Raw genomic sequence first — 18,266 nt, forward strand, 5'->3', positions numbered from 1 at the left:
TGACGCGGCATGCACGACGTACACACCGTAAGGGCGCCCTCCATGCTCCGGCTCGCGGCCGCCTCGCTCGCCGGAACGGCCATCGAGTTCTACGACTTCTTCGTCTACGGGACCGCGGCCGCCCTGGTCCTGGGACCGTTGTTCTTCCCGACCTTCTCACCGCTGGCGGGAACGCTGGCGGCCTTCGCGACGTTCGGCGTCGGATTCGTCGCCCGCCCGCTCGGCTCGATGCTGTTCGGGCACATCGGGGACCGGCGCGGACGGCGTCCGGTGCTCGTCGCCTCGCTGTTGCTGACCGGCGCCGCGACCGTCGCGGTCGGGTGCGTGCCGACGTTCGACTCGATCGGTACGGCCGCTCCCGTGCTCCTTCTTGTACTGCGTTTCCTTCAGGGGCTCGGGCTCGGCGGGGAGTGGGGCGGGGCGGTGCTGCTGACCGCGGAGCACGCGCCCGCCGAGCGGCGCGCGCTGTGGTCGAGCTTTCCGCAGATCGGCCCCTCCCTGGGGTTCGTGCTGGCCAACGGCGTGATGCTGGTGCTGTCGACAACGCTGTCCGACGCACAGTTCGCGGCATGGGGGTGGCGCGTGCCGTTCTGGGCGGCGGGCCTGCTCGCCGCCGCGGGGCTGTGGCTGCGCAGTTCGCTCGCGGAGAGCCCCAGCTTCCTCGAAATGGAGGACCACGCGCGTGTGCCGCTCGCCGAGGTGGTGCGCGACCACTGGCGGCTCGTCCTGCTGACGGCCGGTGGACTCGCGGTGGGCTACGCCGTGTTCTACGCGGTGACGACCTGGGCGCTCGCGTACGGCGTCGAGCGGCTCGGGGTGAGCCGTACCGTCATGCTGTCCTGCATCATGGCGGCCGTGGTGGTGAAGGGCTCCCTCACGCCCGTGATGGCCCTTCTCGGCGACCGCTACGGACGGCGGCCGCTGTGTCTGGCGGGGTGTACGGCCTCGGCACTGTGGATGTTCCCGATGATCGCGCTGCTGTCGACCGGCGAACCCCTGTTGATGTTCCTGGGCTTCCTGGTGGCGCTGCTCGCGTTCATCATGATGTTCGCCGTGATCGCCGCGTATCTGCCGGAGCTGTACGAGCCTCGGGTGCGCTGCACGGGGGCGGCGGTGGGTTACAACCTGGGCGGGGTGCTGGGCGGCGCGCTCACGCCCATCGTGGCGACGGCGGTGGCCGAGGGAGAGCGGGTGCCCTGGGGTGTGGCGGCGTATCTGACGGGGATCGCCCTGTTCAGCCTCGGGTGTTTCGCACTGCTGCCGGAGACCCGGCCGGTGCCCCGGATGGCCGTCGCCCCGGCCACGGAGTGAGTGGCGGCTCCACCGGCTGAGCGGTGGCTCCACCGGCTGAGCGTCGGCTAGGGAGTGACCGCCAGCTCCAAGTACGCCGCGAACACCACCAGATGGACACCTCCCTGGAGGGGGGTCGCGCGTCCCGGGACGACCGTCAGGGAACTCACGACCACCGTGAGCGCGAGCAGCACCATATGGGTGGAACTGAGGCCGAGTACGAGCGGTCCGGAGAGCCAGACGGAGGCCAGGGCAACCGCGGGAATCGTCAGACCGATGCTGGCCATCGCGGAGCCGAGGGCGAGGTTCAGACTGGTCTGCACCCGGTCGCGGCGTGCCGACCGGACCGCGGCGATGGTCTCCGGAAGCAGCACGAGCAGCGCGATGATCACACCGACCACCGACTGCGGCATACCGGCCGCCTCGACGCCGGACTCGATGGTGGGCGACACACCCTTGGCGAGGCCGACCACTCCGACGAGGGCCAGGGCGAGCAGGCCCAGGCTGATCCCAGCGGCACGGGCGGACGGGGCGTCCGCGTGTTCGTCCACGTCGATCACCTCGCCCAGACGGGTGATCGGGAGGAAGTAGTCGCGGTGCCGCACGGTCTGGGTCGTCACGAACAGGCCGTACAGGACGAGTGAGGCGAGCGCGGCGAAGGTGAGCTGGACCGTGGAGAACTCCGGGCCCGGCTTGCTGGTGGTGAAGGTCGGGAAGACCAGGCTGAGCGTGGCCAGCGTCGCGACGGTCGCCAGGGCGGCGCCGGTGCCCTCCGCGTTGAAGACGGCGAGCCCGTGACGCAGGGAGGCGACGAGCAGGCACAGTCCCACGATGCCGTTGCACGTGATCATCACGGCCGCGAACACCGTGTCACGGGCGAGCGTCGAGCTCTTCGGGCCGCCGTCCACCATCAGGGTGACGATGAGCGCCACTTCGATGATCGTGACGGCGACGGCCAGGACGAGGGACCCGAAGGGTTCACCGACCCGGTGCGCGATCACCTCGGCGTGGTGGACCGCGGCCAGCACCGCCCCGGCCAGGACCAGGGTCACCAGTGCGACGATCGCGGCGGGCAGGTCGCGCCCCCAAGTGAAGGCCAGCAGGACCACCGCGACCACGGGCACGACGGCCGTCCACTGCGTCAGGAGTGACCGGAGCCGAACGATCATGCAGCGATCGTCGCAGGCACGGACGGGCCCCGCATTCCGATGGCCGCCCGAGCGAACACCTGGCGGGGTGGGCGGCCCCCCCCCGGCCCCCCCCCCCCCCCCCCCCGGGGGGGGGGGGGGGGGCCCCGGCCCCCCCCCCCCCCGCCACGAGGCGGCTGTCGCCGCCTCCGACGTGATCAGACGTCGATGCTGTTCGTCGGGGACTTCTCGGACGTCGGGGTCTGCGAGGCGCCTTCGGACGCTTGCAGCGCCGCCTGCTTCTTGGAGGCGATCAGGCTGGTGATCGTCGTGACGACCAGGACCGCACAGATCACCCCGAGCGAGACCGGGATGGAGATCTCGGGAACGTGGACGCCGGACTCGTGCAGTGCGTGCAGCACCAGCTTGACGCCGATGAAGCCAAGGATGACGGACAGGCCGTAGCTGAGGTGGACCAGCTTCCTGAGCAGGCCACCGATGAGGAAGTACAGCTGGCGCAGACCCATCAGCGCGAACGCGTTGGCCGTGAAGACGATGTACGGGTCCTGGGTCAGGCCGAAGATCGCGGGGATCGAGTCAAGCGCGAAGAGTACGTCCGTGGTGCCGATCGCGAGCATCACGACCAGCATCGGCGTCATGACGCGCTTGCCGTTCTGCTGGATCCACAGCTTCGTGCCGTGATACCGGTCAGCCACACCGAAGCGCTTCTCGGCGGCCTTGAGCAGCTTGTTCTCCTCGAACTCCTCCTCCGGCTCGTCGGCCCGCGCCTCCTGGATCAGCTTCCAGGCCGTGTAGATGAGGAACGCGCCGAATATGTAGAAGACCCAGGCGAAGTTGGAGATGATCGCGGCGCCCGCGGCGATGAAGATCGTGCGCAGGACGAGCGCTATGAGGACGCCGACGAGAAGTACCCGCTGCTGGTACTGCGTCGGCACGGCGAACTTCGCCATGATCAGGACGAAGACGAAGAGGTTGTCGACGCTCAGCGACTTCTCGGTGATGAAGCCGGCGAAGAACTCGCCGGCGGGCTGGCCGCCGGAGAACACGAGCAGTCCCAGGCCGAACAGTCCGGCCAGAGCGATCCAGACGATCGTCCAGATTCCGGCTTCCTTGATCGATACGTCGTGCGGCTTGCGACCGATGAAGAAGTCGACCGCGATGAGGGCGGCGAGGCCCACGATCGTGAGGACCCAAAGGGTCACGGAAACATCCACTGCGCCTCCGGCAGTCGTAACGGCAAATACCAGCGTCGTCGCTGCCGGAGGTCTCTTCCACCCGCGACCGAGGGGACGCGTGATGCGTCCGCGGTCCACGGGCCGACGCCCCGGGATCTGGTCGGATCCGTATTGACGGGAACGCCGCTAGTGGTAGGGAGTACTCCCCTCCGTACGGAAAACAGTACCCGAAACACCAAGGAAAGGTAAAGCGATTAGTAAAAGAAAGACCAAACTGCCTGGTCAGATGGCTTTACTGATGCTTGGCAAAGTCCTCTGTGGGGTCAGCGGTTCCATGCGCGGCGGGCCGCCGCCACCTGGGAGAGCACCTGCTGGAGCACCTGACTGCCCGGCGGGACGAGCGCGGGTTCGTACGTCCAGGCGTGTCCCACCCACGGGTCGGCGAGATGGTCGTCGGGCACCGGGGTGAGTCGCAACAGCGAACGCCAGAGAGGATCGAGCAACGGCCCGTAGGCGGCGGCGTCCTCCCGGTCCGCGACCATCATCAGATGGACGCCGACGGCCGGTCCCTCGTCCGCGAGATAGCGCAACTGCGTCACGGCGCGGTCGTCGAAGCCGTGCGGGAAGTCGTTGACGATCAACAGTTGTTCGGCGGTGTCGAGGTCCGGCGGCAGCGAGTCGGCCACGCCGCCACGCACCGCCATCTGCACCAGGTCGACACGCTGGGTGAGCCAGGCCAGCACCTCGCCCACCCCCGCGGCCCCGGCGGCGGGCGGAGCGTCGAGCACTCCGGAACGCACCAGCGGCGCGAGACACGAGGCTCCCGAACCGGCCGGGTCGATCACATGCACCGTGAACTCACCCGCGGGATAGACGGCGAGCAGCCGGGCGGCGTGTGCCACTGCCGTGTCCATGGCGAGTCGGCGCAGTTCGTCGGAGTCGGCGAGCGGGTCGTCGAAGCCGGCGCGTCCGCTGTCGATCCACAGGCCACGTTCGAGCGGAAGCCGGACCAGCATCGGGATGCTCAGGTTCTCGCTCTCGGGCAGCCGGAGGTCGCCGAGGCGCAGGGCCATGGGGATCTCCATGGGCACCCGGTAGCCGTGCCAGACCGGGTTGTCCCAGGACGCGTACGCCGCGGGCAGCGCGGGCTCGACCACCTCGGCCTCGGCCGCGAGCTGGGCGAGGTCCCGGTCGAGCGCGGCGCGGGCCTGGTCGACCAGGCCCGCCCGCTTGGCCTGGGCGGCCTCACGCGCGGCGTCGCCCTGCCCGCCGATCCGGCTGCGCGGGTCGGACAGGACCTGGTCGAGCTCCTGCTCCAGGCGCGAGTCGGCGAAGTCGACGGCGCTGCGGTACGCGGCCGTGGTGCGCGCCAGGTCCTCGAACATGCCCCACACCTGGTTGTAGAGCCGCTCCTCCATGGACCAGCCGGTCGCGTCACCGGCGACGGGCTGGGCGGGCTGTCCCGGCGCGGCCGGTGGTGCGGTCGGCGCAGGCGGGGGCGGCGCGGCGGCCTGTCTGCCGGGGTGGCTGTAGTTGACCGGGCCGCCCGTCGGGGCGGACGGCTGGGTGACGGCGGAGGGGTCGGGCTGCGCGGGGCCTCCCGGGTAGCCCGTCTGCGGCACCGTGGCTCCTTGCGGACCCGGCGCGTCGTACGGGGACTGCGGCGGTACGGTCCCGGAGGCGCCCTGCGGTCCGGCGTACGGCTGGTCCGGTCCCGGCGCCGAGGCGGCCGCCTGTCGTGAGCGGTCCGTGTCCGCCGTACGCGGCGGGGGTGCCGACACCGAGCGGGCCAGCCCCTGGGCCACCGCTTCGTTGATGCTGCCCGCGAGCTGCCGGGCCTCGGACAGGCCCTGGTCGGTGAGGAGTTCGGCGAGGCCGCCCGCGTACCCCTGGCCGACCGCGCGTACCTTCCAGACGCCCTGTCTGCGGTAGAGCTCCAGGGCGACGACGGCCGACTCCGCGTCCAGGCCGGTGATGGTGTAGCTGGCGACCTCGGAGCCGTCGAGGCCGGTGACGGCGACGAAGGGGGCGGCGACGGCCCCGAACCGGACAGGGCCACCGACACCGGTCGGCAGTGCGAGCAGCACGCTGACGCGGTGCACGGTCCCCGGCAGGGCGTCCAGGTCGAACGCGAGACGGTGGTCGGCCGCCGCCTGCTTGGAGACCTCGAGTCCGGGCAGGGTCGGCGCGCCCGGGTGAGCCACCCATTCGACGCCCCGGACCCGGCCCTGCTCGTCGCTCAGCGTGGCCCCGGCCACGATCGGCCGGCCGGCCGATACGCGGACCTCAAGACGGGCCTGGGAGAGCGGGTGGTTCTGCCCCCGGACCAGCTCGGCCGTCATCGCCTTGTCCCCCCGTGTCGCTTCGTGTGCCGGGCGCCGCGCTGCCTACAGGTGCGGCAGGATCGCGGGCATCAGGTCCTGGAAGGTACGGCCGTTGGCCGGTGTGCCCAGCGCCGTCATCTGCCAGCCGGGGCCCGCGCGGTGCACCTTCGCCATGATCTGCGCCGTGTACTGGCCGCCGCCCGCGAGCGTGTAGCGCGCGAGCTCCTGGCCGTTGGTCTCGTCGACCAGACGGCAGAACGCGTTCTGCACTTCCTGGAACGTCTGGCCCGTGAAGGAGTTCACGGTGAAGATGATCTGGTCGATGTGGACCGGGATGCGCTGGAGGTCGACGAGGATCGCCTCGTCGTCGCCGCCCTGGCCCACGCCGCCGACCAGGTTGTCACCGGTGTGCCGCACGGATCCGTCGTCGCTGACGAGGTGACGGAAGAACACCACGTCGACGGGCTGCTTGTCCGCGAACAGCACGGCGGACGCGTCGAGGTCGATCTCCCGGGTGCGCGAGCCGAACAGGCCGCGCCGGGGGGCCGCCTGCCAGCCGAGCCCCATGCGCACCGCGGTCAGGGTGCCCCCGTCGTTCTTCTGCAGACTGATGGCCTGACCCTTGGTCATGTTGACCGTCACGCGCTGTTCCCCTCTCGAGCTGTCCCCTGTTGCCGCGGAGTCCGCGGATGTCCAGCACCCTACGCAGCGCCGTCGACCGTGCCGAACCCTGGGGCGCGCTTTGTGTCGGTGTTGCAACACAGCGCGCATCCACCGAGGTCCGGCACGGTAGGCGGGGGCCTCAGGCCAGGCCCGCCTCCTTCATCTGGCGCAGCTCCTTCTTCATCTCCGACACCTCGTCGCGCAGCCGTGCCGCGATCTCGAACTGGAGGTCAGCCGCGGCGGCCCGCATCCGCTCCGTCATCTCCTCGATCTGCCCGGTGAGTTCGGCCGCGGGGCGGTCGGTCGGCACCGTCTCCTTGGCCTTGCCCTTGGCGGACTTGGCCGCCTTGCCGCCGAGCGAGGGCACCGGGGCCTTGGCTCCCGTGCCGTCCTTGCCCTTGCGGTATCCGGAGCCGAGCAACTGCTCCGTGTCGATGTCCTCGCGGGCGATCTGGGCCACGATGTCGTTGATCTTCTTGCGGAGGGGCTGCGGGTCGATGCCCCGCTCCTCGTTGTAGGCGACCTGCTTCTCCCGGCGGCGGTTGGTCTCCTCGATGGCCTTCTCCATCGCCGGGGTGATCCGGTCGGCGTACATGTGGACCTGGCCGGAGACATTGCGCGCCGCACGGCCGATGGTCTGGATCAGCGAGGTGCCCGAACGCAGGAAGCCCTCCTTGTCGGCGTCGAGGATCGACACCAGGGAGACCTCGGGCAGGTCGAGGCCCTCGCGCAGCAGGTTGATGCCGACCAGGACGTCGAACTCGCCCGAGCGCAGCTCGCGCAGCAGCTCGACACGGCGCAGGGTGTCGACGTCGCTGTGCAGATAGCGCACCTGGATGCCGAGCTCCAGGAAGTAGTCGGTGAGGTCCTCGGCCATCTTCTTGGTGAGCGTGGTCACCAGGACGCGCTCGTCCTTCTCGGTGCGCGCCCGGATCTCGTGCACCAGGTCGTCGATCTGACCCTCGGTGGGCTTGACGACGACCTCGGGGTCGATCAGACCGGTGGGGCGGATGATCTGCTCGACAAAGCCGTCCCCGCGGGAGAGCTCGTACTTGCCGGGCGTCGCCGACAGGTAGACGGTCTGGCCGATGCGCTCCTGGAACTCCTCCCACTTCAGAGGGCGGTTGTCCAGGGCAGAGGGCAGCCGGAAGCCGTGGTCGACGAGGGTGCGCTTGCGGGAGGCGTCACCCTCGTACATGGCGCCGATCTGCGGCACGGTGTTGTGCGACTCGTCGATGACGAGCAGGAAGTCGTCCGGGAAGTAGTCGATCAGCGTGTTCGGCGGGGAGCCTGGTTCGCGGCCGTCGAAGTGCATCGAGTAGTTCTCGACGCCGGAGCAGGAGCCGATCTGGCGGAGCATCTCCAGGTCGTACGTCGTACGCATGCGCAGGCGCTGGGCCTCCAGGAGCTTGCCCTGCTTCTCCAACTCGGCGAGGCGCTCCCCCAGTTCCTTCTCGATGTCGTTGACCGCGCGCTCCATGCGCTCGGGGCCGGCCACGTAGTGGGACGCCGGGAAGACGTAGACCTGGTTGTCGTCGCTGATGACCTCACCCGTGAGCGGGTGCAGCGTGGAGAGTGCCTCGATCTCGTCGCCGAACATCTCGATGCGGACGGCGAGCTCCTCGTAGACCGGGAAGATCTCGATGGTGTCGCCGCGGACCCGGAAGGTGCCGCGGGCGAACGCCACGTCGTTGCGCGTGTACTGGATATCGACGAAGCGGCGCAGCAGGTCGTCGCGGTCGATCTCGTCGCCGACCTTGAGGCTGACCATCCGGTCGACGTACTCCTGCGGCGTGCCGAGGCCGTAGATACAGGAGACCGAGGCGACCACCACGACGTCGCGGCGGGTGAGCAGCGAGTTGGTCGCGGAGTGGCGCAGGCGCTCGACCTCCTCGTTGATCGAGGAGTCCTTCTCGATGTAGGTGTCCGACTGCGGGACGTAGGCCTCGGGCTGGTAGTAGTCGTAGTACGAGACGAAGTACTCGACCGCGTTGTTCGGCAGCAGCTCGCGGAACTCGTTGGCCAACTGGGCGGCCAGTGTCTTGTTCGGTGCCATGACGAGCGTGGGGCGCTGGAGCTTCTCGATCATCCACGCGGTGGTGGCGGACTTGCCGGTGCCGGTCGCGCCCAGCAGGACGACATCCTTCTCACCCGCGCGGATGCGCTTTTCCAGGTCGGCGATGGCCGCCGGCTGGTCACCGCTCGGCTGGTAGGGGCTGACGACCTCGAAGGGCGCCACCGAACGTTCGATCTTTGATACGGGCCGCATGGGTTCCACCGTACGACCCCGCACTGACAACGGGCCCGGATCACCGGTTCTGGGGGGTGCGCGAGCTGCGGTGGCCGCGCTCCCGGCCGGCGCGCGGCAGGGGGCGGCGGCCGACGTACTGGACCGTGGAGTGGGCCGGGACGCCGGGCCGGTGCTCCGCGGGCCTCCAGTCGGGCTTGCCCATGACCATCAGCGGGTCGAACATCACGACGACGCCCGCCAGACACAGGAAGACCAGCGGGCCGATCATCATGGGCGCGAGCAGTGCGGCGGCCGAGTCGCCGCCGGGGCTGCTGGACGTGCCGTGGAGATGGACGCTGAGGGCGGCCATGCCCGTGTAGTGCATACCCGTGACGGCCAGGCCCATGACGAGGCTGGCGCCCACGCTCCACAGGAATCCCCGGACCTGCCCCGCCGCCCACAGAGCGGCGGTGGCGGCGACGACGGCTATGACCACCGAGGCGGAGACGGTGAGGGTGTTGTACTCGAGGTTCCCGTTGAGGCGCATGCCGGCCATGCCCAGGTAGTGCATCGAGGCGACTCCGAGACCGGTGATGGTGCCCCCGGTGAAGAGCGCCGTACCGGTGGCGCCCCGGTAACCCACGATGAAGATCCCGATGCCGACCATCACGATGGCCACGCCCAGGCTCGCGAATGTCGTCGGCTTGTCGTAGTGGACCGGGGTCTCCTTTACGGCGAACCCCATCATGGCTATGAAATGCATGGTCCATATGCCCGAGGCGATCGCCACCGAGCCGAGCGCGAGCCAGCCGGCCCGCCAGGAGTGGGCGACGAGCATCGATCTGGTGGTGCAGCGCAGGCCGAGCGCTCCGCCCAGGCAGGCCATGAAATACGCCACCACCGGTGTGACGAGTCCGTAACTGAAGCCGTCGACCGTGCCCTGCATGCGCGGCTGCCCTTCCCGCCCTTTTACGCCAGAAATTCCCGGAAATGCCCCCCACCCTCGGGACCGAAACAACGGCCAGGGTCGAGGCAGAGAGTATGACCCCCACCTGAATGGTCGAACGATTTTCCGGCAAAGAATCACAACCTCGCCGCACCTGTGTGATGCCAGTGAGCGAACTTGGTCAACTCCATTCAATCCGTGTCCATCCCGTACCCCTCCGTCGTTGACTCTCTGCTGTCACTCTTGATCTGTCTGTGATCGCTCGACGCGAGGAGTACGTATGCACGCGCGCGTTGCCGCCGCCACGACCGCCGCGTTTATCGGGGGAACCATCCTGATACTGCCCACCTCCCACGCACAGGCCGGCTCCCTGCGCAAAGCTCCGTTGATCGTCTCGCACCGCGGAGCGTCCGCCTACGCGCCCGAGAACACCCTCGCCTCCATCGACAAGGCGGCCGCGATGGGCTTCGACTGGGTCGAGAACGACGTCCAGCGCACCAAGGACGGCGAGCTCGTCGTGCTTCACGACGCAAGCCTGGCACGTACGACCGACGTCAAGAAGGTCTATCCGCACCGCGCTCCCTGGAAGGTCAAGGACTTCACCGCGGCGGAGATCGCGCACCTGGACGCGGGGAGCTGGTTCGGTCCCCGGTACGCGGGCACCCGTGTGCCGACGCTGAAGCAGTACATGAACCGCGTCTCGCACAATCACCAGAAGCTCGTGCTGGAGATCAAGAACCCCGAGCTCTATCCGGGTATCGAGCGGCAGACCCTCAAGGTCCTGAGCAACGAAGGCTGGCTGGATCCGGACCATCTCAGGAACCGGCTGGTCGTCCAGAGCTTCAGCGAGCAGAGCGTGCGGACGGTCCACGAACTGCGCCTCGGGATCACGACGGCCTTCCTGGGCAAGCCGTCGGTCGCGCGCCTGCACGAGTACGCGCGGTTCGCCGATCTGATCAACCCGGACCACGCCTCCCTCTCGGCCGGCTATGTCTCCGCGGTCCACTCGCTCGTCGGACCGCACAGCCGGCCGATGGAGGTCTTCGCCTGGACCATCGACGACGCGAACACCGCACGGCGCCTGGCGGGCTACGGCGTGGACGGCGTGATCACGAACAAGCCCGACGTGATCCGGAGCGCTCTGCAACAGACCTGATCGGTTGTCGGCGGGTCTCTTCGCCCGTGGTGCGGACGCCGGGCGGCGTCCGTGCCGCGGGCATTGTCAGTGGCGGATCGTACGGTGGATCGCATGAACAGCGATGGGCAGGACGAACAGCGGGTGGTGTGGGCCGTCGTCGGCACGGACATCGGTCCGCTGCTGCTGGCGGCGACACCGGACGGCCTGGTGAACGTGGTGTTCCACGCCACGGACGCGGTGCGTGACAAGGCGCTCGAGCGGCTGGCCGCGCGTCTGGGCACCCAGCCGGTCGAGGCACCCGGGTCACCGCTCCTGGCCGAGTCGATACGCCAGGTCATGGCTTACTTCGCGGGCGAGCGGCGGGACTTCGAGCTGCCGCTGGACTGGTCGCTGATCTCCGGGTTCAACCGTCAGGTGCTGCGAGAGCTGGCCGCGGGAGTTCCGTACGGCGGGGTCGTGGGCTATGGCGACCTGGCCCGGCGGGTCGGCCAGCCGGGCGCGGCGCAGGCCGTGGGCGTGGCCATGGGCTCGAACCCGCTGCCGGTCGTCGTGCCGTGCCATCGGGTGGTGGAGAGCGACGGCGGCATCGGGGGATTCGGGGGCGGCCTGGAGACCAAGCGGAAGCTGCTGGCACTGGAAGGAGTGCTGCCGGAGCCGTTGTTCTGACGGGCGGCGCTGGCGGCTGACGGCTGACGGCTGGCGGCTGGCGGCTGGCGGCTGGCGGCTGGCGGCTGGCGGCTGGCGGCTGGCGGCTGGCGGCTGGCGGCTGGCGGCTGTGTACGGTGCCTGCCGTGCCCGGTGCGGGCTGCCGTTATCTGCCCGCACCTGCCGTACCTGCCGTACCTGCGGAGCCGACAGCGCTCATGGCTCGCGACAACCCTTGTTCATGTGGGGGCGCGGGCTGGAAACTGCGCCGGTGACCCGAGCCGATTCCAGCGCGTCCGAGTGTTCGCCGTGACCGCCGTCGAGCGGCAGCTCGCCGTGCCCGTGGACGCCGAGGAGATACCGGCGTTGCGGCGCCGCATCACCGCCGTACTCATCGCCGGTCAGATCCTCGGCGGGCTCGGCGTCGCCACCGGCATCGCGCTGGCCACCGTGCTGGCCAAGCAGGTCAGTGGCACCGAGTCGCTCTCCGGGCTCGCGCCCACCGCGACGGTCACCGGGACGGCGGTACTCTCCGTGCCGCTGGCCGCGCTGATGACCGCGCGGGGGCGCCGCCCGGGCCTGGTGCTGGCCTACCTCATCGGGGCGTCGGGAGCGGGCGTCGTCGTGGTCGCCGCGTGTGTGGGGAGCTTTCCGCTGCTGCTGCTCGGCATGGCGGGCTTCGGCGCGGCCTCCTCGGCGAACCTCCAGGCGCGGTTCGCGGCCGCCGATCTGGCCGAGCCGCAGCGGCGTGCCCGGGCCATCTCGAACGTGGTGTGGGCGACCACGATCGGAGCGGTGCTGGGGCCGAACATCGCCGCGCCCGCCGGACGCAGCGTCTCCGGGCTCGGGATACCCGAGGCGGCGGGGCCGTTTCTCTGGGCGGCCGGGGTCTTCCTCCTCTCCGCCCTGCTGGTGGCCGTGCTGCTGCGGCCCGATCCCCTGCTGACCGCCCGGGCGCTGGCACCCGTCGAGGAGCAGTCGGCTCAGGCGCGTTCCATCCGCGCCGGCTTCGCCGCGGTCGCCGCCTCACCGCGGGCCAGGCTGGCGCTCGTGACCGTGGCCGTCTCGCACACCGCGATGGTCTCGATCATGTCGATGACCCCCGTCGACCTCGGACACCACGGGGCGAGCATCGATCTGATCGGGCTGGTGATCAGTGGCCACATCGCGGGCATGTACGCGTTCTCGCCCCTCATGGGGCGGCTCTCGGACCGGCTCGGGCGGCTCTCGGGGATCGGACTCGCCGTGGGCCTGCTGGCCTGCGCGGCGCTCCTCGCGGGCACGGCGGGCGGCAGTCACGGACAGATCGCCGCGGGGCTCTTCGTCCTGGGCCTTGGCTGGTCGTCCGGGCTCGTGTCCGGCTCGGCGCTCCTGACGGACTCGGTGCCCCAGGCCGCGCGGGCCGCCGCCCAGGGAGTGTCCGACCTGACCATGAACACGGCGGCCGGCCTCGGTGGGGCGACCGCCGGTCTCGTCGTCGCACAGGCGAGCTACGGGTGGCTGAACCTCCTCGCCGCGTGCCTGCTGGTGCCGCTGGGCGGGCTGGCGCTGTTCACGCGGCGCCGAGGCCAAAGCCGCCGGTGAGCGCCGACGGGGCCTCAGAGGCTGCTTCAGAGGCTGATGTGGTACGCCTTGCGGAGTGTCTCGTGCACGGTCCACGTCGTACGGTCGCCCTCGCGCAGCACGGCCGCGTCGCCCGGGCCCACCTCGATCACGTCGCCGCCCTCGACCTCGATCGTGGCGCGGCCACTGACGACGACGAAGAGTTCGTTGGCCTCGATGTCCGTCACCACGCCGGGCGTGATCTGCCAGATGCCGCGCAGTTGCTTGCCGTCGGCCGCCTCCCACAGCACCTTGCCGCTCACCACCGGATCACCGGAGACGATCTGAGCCGGGTCCAGGGGTTCCGGTTCCAGCTCGGCGTCGGGGATGTGTACGGCGAAGGACGGGGTGGCCTGTGTGTTCGTGGTCATGAGCGGTCACCTTAAGGGCATGCGCGAAAGCCTCACGCGGAGGGTGGTCCGAAGGCCCGGAACCTAGTCGTAGTGGCGCGCCTCGAACACGTTTCCGTCCGGGTCCTGGAAGTAGAAGCTGCGCTTGGCCATGCCACGGGCGCCGAAGGAGTCGTACGAGAAGCCCGAGAGGGGGACGGACCGTTCCTCCAGACGTGTGTGCAGCGCGTCGAAAGCGGCTTCCTGGAGGGACAGGCATACGTGGTTGACCGGGTGCCCCGCGCTGTCCGCGGCGCCCGGGATCATGTTCATGTAGGCGGCCATGGGGAGGGCCATGAGGTCGAGAATGGTCTCTCCATTGAGGCGCACGGAGGGAAACGGTGCCTTCCCCTCCGCGTATTCGGCGACCCTCACGGGTTCCAGGCCGACCGACTTCTCGTAGAAGTCGGCCGAGGCGACCGGATCGCGCACCCACAGAACGACATGGTCAAGACGTGCCGAGTTGTCCGTCATGCCCCCAGGCTGGTGTCGTACGCCGCAGGCCGCAAGGGTTTGACCGGGCGCGCCGTCCGCCAGAGATGAGGAAAGGCGACAGACAGGAGGCAGGCACGTGATCGTGGTGTCCGAAGAGGTGCGGGAGGCGCTCGACGCGCGCCGGCCGGTGGTGGCCCTGGAGTCGACGATCATCGCGCACGGGCTGCCTCGCCCGCGCAATCTGCAGGTCGCGCTGGAGCTGGAGGACGTCGTACGACAGGCGGGCGCCGTACCGGCGACGATCGCCGTGCTGGACGGGCGGCCCCATGTCGGACTGGACAAGGAGCAGCTGGAGCGGGTCGCCAACGAGGACGGGATCCGCAAGCTGGGGCACCGCGATCTGCCGCTCGCGGTGGCGGCGGGCGCGAGCGGCGCGACGACCGTGTCCGCGACAGCGTTGCTGGCCTCTCTCGCGGGCGTCCGCGTGTTCGCGACGGGCGGCCTCGGCGGGGTGCACCGGGAATGGACGGTGACGCAGGACGAGTCGGCGGACCTGGGCCTGCTGGCGCGGACCCGGATCACGGTGGTGTGCGCGGGCGTCAAGTCGATCCTGGACGTGCCGGCGACGCTGCAGCGCCTGGAGACACTGGGCGTCGCGGTGGCCGGGTACGGCACCGGCCGCTTCCCCGGCTTCTATCTGTCCGACTCGGGACATCCCGTGGACTGGACGCTGGACTCCCCCGGGCAGGTGGCGGACGTCATGCGCGCGCAGGACGCGCTCGACGGCCCGGAATCGGCGCTCATCGTGGCGAACCCGGTCCCCGAGGAGGAGCAGCTCGATCCCGCGCTCCACGCGCGCGTGCTCGCCGAGGCGTTGCGGGCGTGCGAGGCGGAGGGCGTGAGCGGGCAGGCCGTGACGCCGTTCCTGCTCGACCATCTGGTGCGGCACACCGACGGCGCTTCGCTGAGCGCCAATCTGGCGGCGGTGCGCGGCAACGTACGACTCGCGGGACGGATCGCGGCGGCCTGGGCCGGGGCGTGAACGGGACGGATCGAGGCGGCGGCCTGGGCCGGGACGCGAACCGGGCGGACCGGGGCGGTGCCGGGCGGGACATGGGCCCGGCGACGGGAGCGCTGCTCGTCGTCGGTGACGTGGTCACAGACATCGTCGCCCGGCACCGTGGGCCGCTCGCGGCGGGCACCGACACGGCCGCCGCGATCCGGACCCTGCCGGGCGGAGCCGGCGCCAACGTCGCGTGCTGGGCAGCGCATTGGGGCCTCGCCGAGGTGCGGTTGCTGGGCCGGGTGGGGGCGGATGCCGCCGCTTGGCACGAGCGCGAGCTGGTGGCATGTGGCGTGCGCCCCCTCCTCGTCGTCGATCCGCAGGCGCCGACGGGGACGGTGATCTGCCTGGTGGACCAGGGTGCCTCGGCCGAGCGGACGTTCCTCACCGACAGCGGGGCCTCGCTGCGGCTCGACCCCGACGACTGGTCGCCCGCGCTGCTCGACGGTGTCGCGCGGCTGCATCTGTCGGGCTATCTGTTCTTCTCCGAGCCGAGCCGGGCGCTGGTGTCGGTGGCTCTGGAGTCGGCACGCGCGCGTGGGGTACCGGTCAGCCTGGACCCCGCGTCGGCGGGGTTCCTCACGGAACTGGGCGCGGATCGTTTCCTCGCGCTCGCCGAGGGCGTCGACCTGCTGCTGCCCAGTCGCGACGAGGCGTTCCTGTTGACGGGACTGCCCGATCCGGCGGACGCGGCGGCCAAGTTGAGCCGCCACGTCCCCCTGGTCGTCGCGAAGCAGGGCCCTGACGGGGCCTTGGTGGCCCGCTCGGGCACCGTACAGGCCCACGTCCCCGCGGTGCCCGCGGACCCTCGCGACACCACGGGCGCCGGCGACGCCTTCACCGGAGCGTTCCTCGCCGCCCTTCTCGCAGGCGCCGAGCCCGAGGCGGCGGCGGTGGAGGGGTGCAGGGCGGGGGCGGTGGCGGTGGAGCGGGTCGGGGGCAGGCCCGAGGGGGCGCGGGTCCGGTAGTGGCGCTACTTGCGCCCCCAGGCCGAGATCATCGGCGCGGTCGCCAGGTCCATCGAGCCGGAGGCCACGCTGGCCAGGTGACGGTCGATGTCCTCGTTGGTGGCGATTCCCGCGGTGACGAGCTGGTCGCGGATCTGACGGACCGTCGCGGACTCGAGGTCCGCGCAGGCGGTCGAGGTGACGGGGAAGTACGCGTCGGCCTCCACCTCACGCAGCCCTGCTTCCCGCAGCAGGCGAGGGAGTTTGCGGCCGTAGGAAAGGTCGGCGCCGCGCTCGGCGAGCAACTTGCGGAAACCGTGCCTCAGCCGGTTCGCGAGCTGTTGCTCGGGACCATGCTCATCGGGGCAGAGCAGCGGTTGCAGCGCGGGGTCGGCGTCCTCGATGAGCAGCCGCCCACCGGGCCGAAGCGCCTTGACCATCGACCGCAACGCCCGCTCCCGGTCCGGCACATGGACCAGCACGAGCCGTGCGTGCACGAGGTCGAAGCCCTCCCCCGGCGGTTCCTCGGCGCCCACGTCGTGCACCCGGATCTCGACCGGCGGGCGGGCCGCGGAGGCCGCCCACGACGTGTCGATGTCGGTCGCGACGACCCGCCCGGTCGGGCCGACCTTCTTGGCGAGCCAGGACACCACGGACGTGCCACCCGCGCCGACCTCCCAGCAGCGCCACCCGGACCCGATGCCGAAGCGCTCGATGTGCCGGAAGGTGGTGGGGTCGAAAAGAGTGGCGAAGGCGTCGAAGCGCTGCCCCGCCTCGGTCTGCCGGTTGTCGAGGAGATAGCCGTCGGTTTGCGTCATACAGCGATCATCCCAGTTGACCCGCTTGTCCGGAATCGCCGACGCTCCCGTTCCCCTCACCCGTGCGTCACCGCGGGCACCGCACGCCTCTGAGGCTCGGACAGCGACCCTGCCGGTCTGGTCCGATGTCGCCCGGCACCACCGAAACGAAGTGGAACATTCCGTTCCCACAGGCTTTCCCGGCGAGCGAAAGGGACTGGCAGACTTGCACGCCAGGGCGCAAAGTGCGGCGCGAGGAGATCCACGCAAGGAGTTCCGGATGTCCATGGCAGGGAATCTGCGGAAGGTCACGAGCCTCGGCAAGGTCGGTGGGCTCCGCAAGGTGGCGCGGCTGGCCCGGCGGCGTACCCGTGTCGACCTGAGTCACCACGCCCGGTCCCCGCTGGGCACGGCGGTGGTGAACTGCGTGGCGTATCAGGACGGCGCCAGGGTCCCGGGCGGACGTGATCTCGTCGAGACCGTGGAACGGATCCGCAAGAGCGACGAGGGTTTCGTCTGGCTCGGACTCCACGAGCCCACGGACCTGGAGTTCGCCGGCATAGCCGACCTCTTCGACCTGCACCCGCTGGCAGTAGAGGACGCAGTGGAGGCCCATCAGCGGCCGAAGCTGGAGCGGTACGGCGACACACTCTTCGCGGTGTTCAAAACGGTCTGCTACGTCGACCACAAGGAGCTGACGGCGACCAGCGAGGTGGTGAACACCGGCGAGATCATGGTCTTTGTCGGGTCCGACTTCGTCATCACCGTGCGGCACGGACGGCACGGGTCGCTGGGGCCGCTGCGGGAGGAGCTGGAGGCGGACACCCGTCAACTCGCCAAGGGCCCGGCCGCGGTGCTGCACGCGATCGCTGACCATGTGGTCGACGACTACGTGCATGTGACGGACTCGGTCCAGGAGGACATCGACCAGGTCGAGGCCGATGTGTTCGCCGAGAACGGCGCGCTGGCGGACGCGGGCCGCATCTACCAGCTCAAGCGCGAACTCCTGGAACTGAAGCGGGCGGTGGTGCCACTCACCCGCCCCGTCCAGGAGCTCGCCACTCGGCCGATTCGGGTGATCGCCCCGGAGATACAGGCGTACTTCCGGGACGTGTCCGACCATCTGCTGCGGGTCACCGAGCAGGTCGCCGCCTTCGACGAACTGCTCAACTCGATCCTGCAGGCACACCTCGCGCAGGTGACGGTGGCGCAGAACGAGGACATGCGGAAGATCACGGCATGGGCGGCGGTCATCGCTGTACCGACGATGGTCTGCGGGCTTTACGGCATGAACTTCGACCACATGCCGGAACTGCACTGGCGGTTCGGTTACCCCATAGTCATCGGCGTGATCACCCTCGCCTGCCTCGTCCTGTACCGGGGGTTCCGGCGCAACGGCTGGCTGTGAGAGTGGTGAGCCGCCCCTCGCCCGGCACGGCCGGCCGGGCGGGAGTGCGCGCTCATGACCCTCCCG

Annotated in this window: 16 protein-coding genes; 7 read left to right on the forward strand and 9 right to left on the reverse strand. The window is 70.2% G+C overall.

The genetic code is table 11. The features are described from left to right. Positions 1–9: 9 nt before the first annotated feature. Positions 10–1,311: an MFS transporter gene (locus tag ACIRA5_RS22050; protein ID WP_352048612.1), complete on the forward strand. Its 1,302-nt coding sequence runs from the start codon at positions 10–12 to the stop codon at positions 1,309–1,311. Between the two features lie 47 nt (positions 1,312–1,358). Here the strand turns inward: ACIRA5_RS22050 and ACIRA5_RS22055 are convergent, their stop codons facing one another. The 6 genes from ACIRA5_RS22055 to ACIRA5_RS22080 all read right to left on the reverse strand — a co-directional run bounded on the left by ACIRA5_RS22055 (position 1,359) and on the right by ACIRA5_RS22080 (position 9,776). Beyond that, on the reverse strand, positions 1,359–2,459 hold the full coding sequence (locus ACIRA5_RS22055; protein WP_403693095.1) for a calcium:proton antiporter: 1,101 nt from the start codon (positions 2,457–2,459) through the stop codon (positions 1,359–1,361). Between the two features lie 176 nt (positions 2,460–2,635). Continuing rightward, positions 2,636–3,652, reverse strand: coding sequence for a TerC family protein (locus tag ACIRA5_RS22060; RefSeq protein ID WP_403693096.1), 1,017 nt, complete (start codon positions 3,650–3,652; stop codon positions 2,636–2,638). 284 nt (positions 3,653–3,936) lie between these two features. Then, on the reverse strand, positions 3,937–5,955 hold the full coding sequence (locus tag ACIRA5_RS22065; RefSeq protein WP_403693097.1) for a TerD family protein: 2,019 nt from the start codon (positions 5,953–5,955) through the stop codon (positions 3,937–3,939). Positions 5,956–6,000: 45 nt separating this feature from the next. Then, positions 6,001–6,579, reverse strand: a complete 579-nt coding sequence (locus ACIRA5_RS22070) for a TerD family protein (RefSeq protein ID WP_067364093.1) — start codon at positions 6,577–6,579, stop codon at positions 6,001–6,003. A gap of 160 nt (positions 6,580–6,739) precedes the next feature. Next, on the reverse strand, positions 6,740–8,869 hold the full coding sequence (uvrB, locus tag ACIRA5_RS22075; protein WP_403693098.1) for an excinuclease ABC subunit UvrB: 2,130 nt from the start codon (positions 8,867–8,869) through the stop codon (positions 6,740–6,742). A gap of 40 nt (positions 8,870–8,909) precedes the next feature. Continuing rightward, the gene (locus ACIRA5_RS22080) at positions 8,910–9,776 is read right to left on the reverse strand and encodes an MHYT domain-containing protein (RefSeq protein WP_403693100.1); all 867 of its coding nucleotides are present in this window, start codon (positions 9,774–9,776) and stop codon (positions 8,910–8,912) included. A 280-nt stretch (positions 9,777–10,056) separates the two neighbouring features. Between ACIRA5_RS22080 and ACIRA5_RS22085 the strand changes: the two genes are divergently transcribed. The 3 genes from ACIRA5_RS22085 (at position 10,057) to ACIRA5_RS22095 (ending at position 13,143) form a co-directional block, all read left to right on the forward strand. Then, positions 10,057–10,932 (forward strand): glycerophosphodiester phosphodiesterase, encoded by an 876-nt coding sequence (locus ACIRA5_RS22085; protein ID WP_403693101.1) that lies wholly within the window; start codon positions 10,057–10,059, stop codon positions 10,930–10,932. Positions 10,933–11,025: 93 nt separating this feature from the next. Continuing rightward, entirely contained in the window at positions 11,026–11,580 is a 555-nt protein-coding gene (locus ACIRA5_RS22090) for a methylated-DNA--[protein]-cysteine S-methyltransferase (RefSeq protein ID WP_403693103.1), read from the forward strand. Positions 11,581–11,868: 288 nt separating this feature from the next. Further along, the gene (locus ACIRA5_RS22095; RefSeq protein ID WP_352046468.1) at positions 11,869–13,143 is read left to right on the forward strand and encodes an MFS transporter; all 1,275 of its coding nucleotides are present in this window, start codon (positions 11,869–11,871) and stop codon (positions 13,141–13,143) included. A gap of 26 nt (positions 13,144–13,169) precedes the next feature. Here the strand turns inward: ACIRA5_RS22095 and ACIRA5_RS22100 are convergent, their stop codons facing one another. Continuing rightward, the gene (locus tag ACIRA5_RS22100) at positions 13,170–13,532 is read right to left on the reverse strand and encodes a cupin domain-containing protein (RefSeq protein WP_352046469.1); all 363 of its coding nucleotides are present in this window, start codon (positions 13,530–13,532) and stop codon (positions 13,170–13,172) included. 63 nt (positions 13,533–13,595) lie between these two features. Beyond that, positions 13,596–14,024, reverse strand: coding sequence for a VOC family protein (locus tag ACIRA5_RS22105; RefSeq protein ID WP_403693104.1), 429 nt, complete (start codon positions 14,022–14,024; stop codon positions 13,596–13,598). Between the two features lie 97 nt (positions 14,025–14,121). Between ACIRA5_RS22105 and ACIRA5_RS22110 the strand changes: the two genes are divergently transcribed. Both ACIRA5_RS22110 and ACIRA5_RS22115 read left to right on the forward strand, forming a co-directional pair. Further along, the gene (locus ACIRA5_RS22110; protein ID WP_403693106.1) at positions 14,122–15,027 is read left to right on the forward strand and encodes a pseudouridine-5'-phosphate glycosidase; all 906 of its coding nucleotides are present in this window, start codon (positions 14,122–14,124) and stop codon (positions 15,025–15,027) included. A 71-nt stretch (positions 15,028–15,098) separates the two neighbouring features. Further along, positions 15,099–16,016 (forward strand): carbohydrate kinase family protein, encoded by a 918-nt coding sequence (locus ACIRA5_RS22115; protein ID WP_403693341.1) that lies wholly within the window; start codon positions 15,099–15,101, stop codon positions 16,014–16,016. A gap of 5 nt (positions 16,017–16,021) precedes the next feature. On the opposite strand, the gene ACIRA5_RS22120 is transcribed toward ACIRA5_RS22115, so the two are convergent. Beyond that, positions 16,022–16,813, reverse strand: a complete 792-nt coding sequence (locus ACIRA5_RS22120) for a methyltransferase domain-containing protein (protein ID WP_403693108.1) — start codon at positions 16,811–16,813, stop codon at positions 16,022–16,024. Between the two features lie 259 nt (positions 16,814–17,072). On the opposite strand from ACIRA5_RS22120, the gene ACIRA5_RS22125 reads away from it, so the two are divergent. Next, entirely contained in the window at positions 17,073–18,200 is a 1,128-nt protein-coding gene (locus ACIRA5_RS22125) for a magnesium and cobalt transport protein CorA (RefSeq protein WP_403693110.1), read from the forward strand. Positions 18,201–18,266: the final 66 nt, after the last annotated feature.

This window comes from Streptomyces sp. NPDC096311 (assembly GCF_044763085.1).
Lineage (GTDB): Bacteria > Actinomycetota > Actinomycetes > Streptomycetales > Streptomycetaceae > Streptomyces.

Excerpts from the sequence above, each read along its gene's own strand:
- ACIRA5_RS22080 (WP_403693100.1), bottom strand. The coding sequence starts at position 9,776 with ATGCAGGGCACGGTCGACGGCTTCAGTTACGGACTCGTCACACCGGTG.
- ACIRA5_RS22090 (WP_403693103.1), top strand. The coding sequence starts at position 11,026 with ATGAACAGCGATGGGCAGGACGAACAGCGGGTGGTGTGGGCCGTCGTC.
- ACIRA5_RS22125 (WP_403693110.1), top strand. The coding sequence starts at position 17,073 with ATGTCCATGGCAGGGAATCTGCGGAAGGTCACGAGCCTCGGCAAGGTC.
- ACIRA5_RS22120 (WP_403693108.1), bottom strand. The coding sequence starts at position 16,813 with ATGACGCAAACCGACGGCTATCTCCTCGACAACCGGCAGACCGAGGCG.
- ACIRA5_RS22050 (WP_352048612.1), top strand. The coding sequence starts at position 10 with ATGCACGACGTACACACCGTAAGGGCGCCCTCCATGCTCCGGCTCGCG.
- ACIRA5_RS22115 (WP_403693341.1), top strand. The coding sequence starts at position 15,099 with ATGGGCCCGGCGACGGGAGCGCTGCTCGTCGTCGGTGACGTGGTCACA.
- ACIRA5_RS22065 (WP_403693097.1), bottom strand. The coding sequence starts at position 5,955 with ATGACGGCCGAGCTGGTCCGGGGGCAGAACCACCCGCTCTCCCAGGCC.
- ACIRA5_RS22100 (WP_352046469.1), bottom strand. The coding sequence starts at position 13,532 with ATGACCACGAACACACAGGCCACCCCGTCCTTCGCCGTACACATCCCC.
- ACIRA5_RS22105 (WP_403693104.1), bottom strand. The coding sequence starts at position 14,024 with ATGACGGACAACTCGGCACGTCTTGACCATGTCGTTCTGTGGGTGCGC.
- ACIRA5_RS22055 (WP_403693095.1), bottom strand. The coding sequence starts at position 2,459 with ATGATCGTTCGGCTCCGGTCACTCCTGACGCAGTGGACGGCCGTCGTG.
- ACIRA5_RS22085 (WP_403693101.1), top strand. The coding sequence starts at position 10,057 with ATGCACGCGCGCGTTGCCGCCGCCACGACCGCCGCGTTTATCGGGGGA.
- uvrB (WP_403693098.1), bottom strand. The coding sequence starts at position 8,869 with ATGCGGCCCGTATCAAAGATCGAACGTTCGGTGGCGCCCTTCGAGGTC.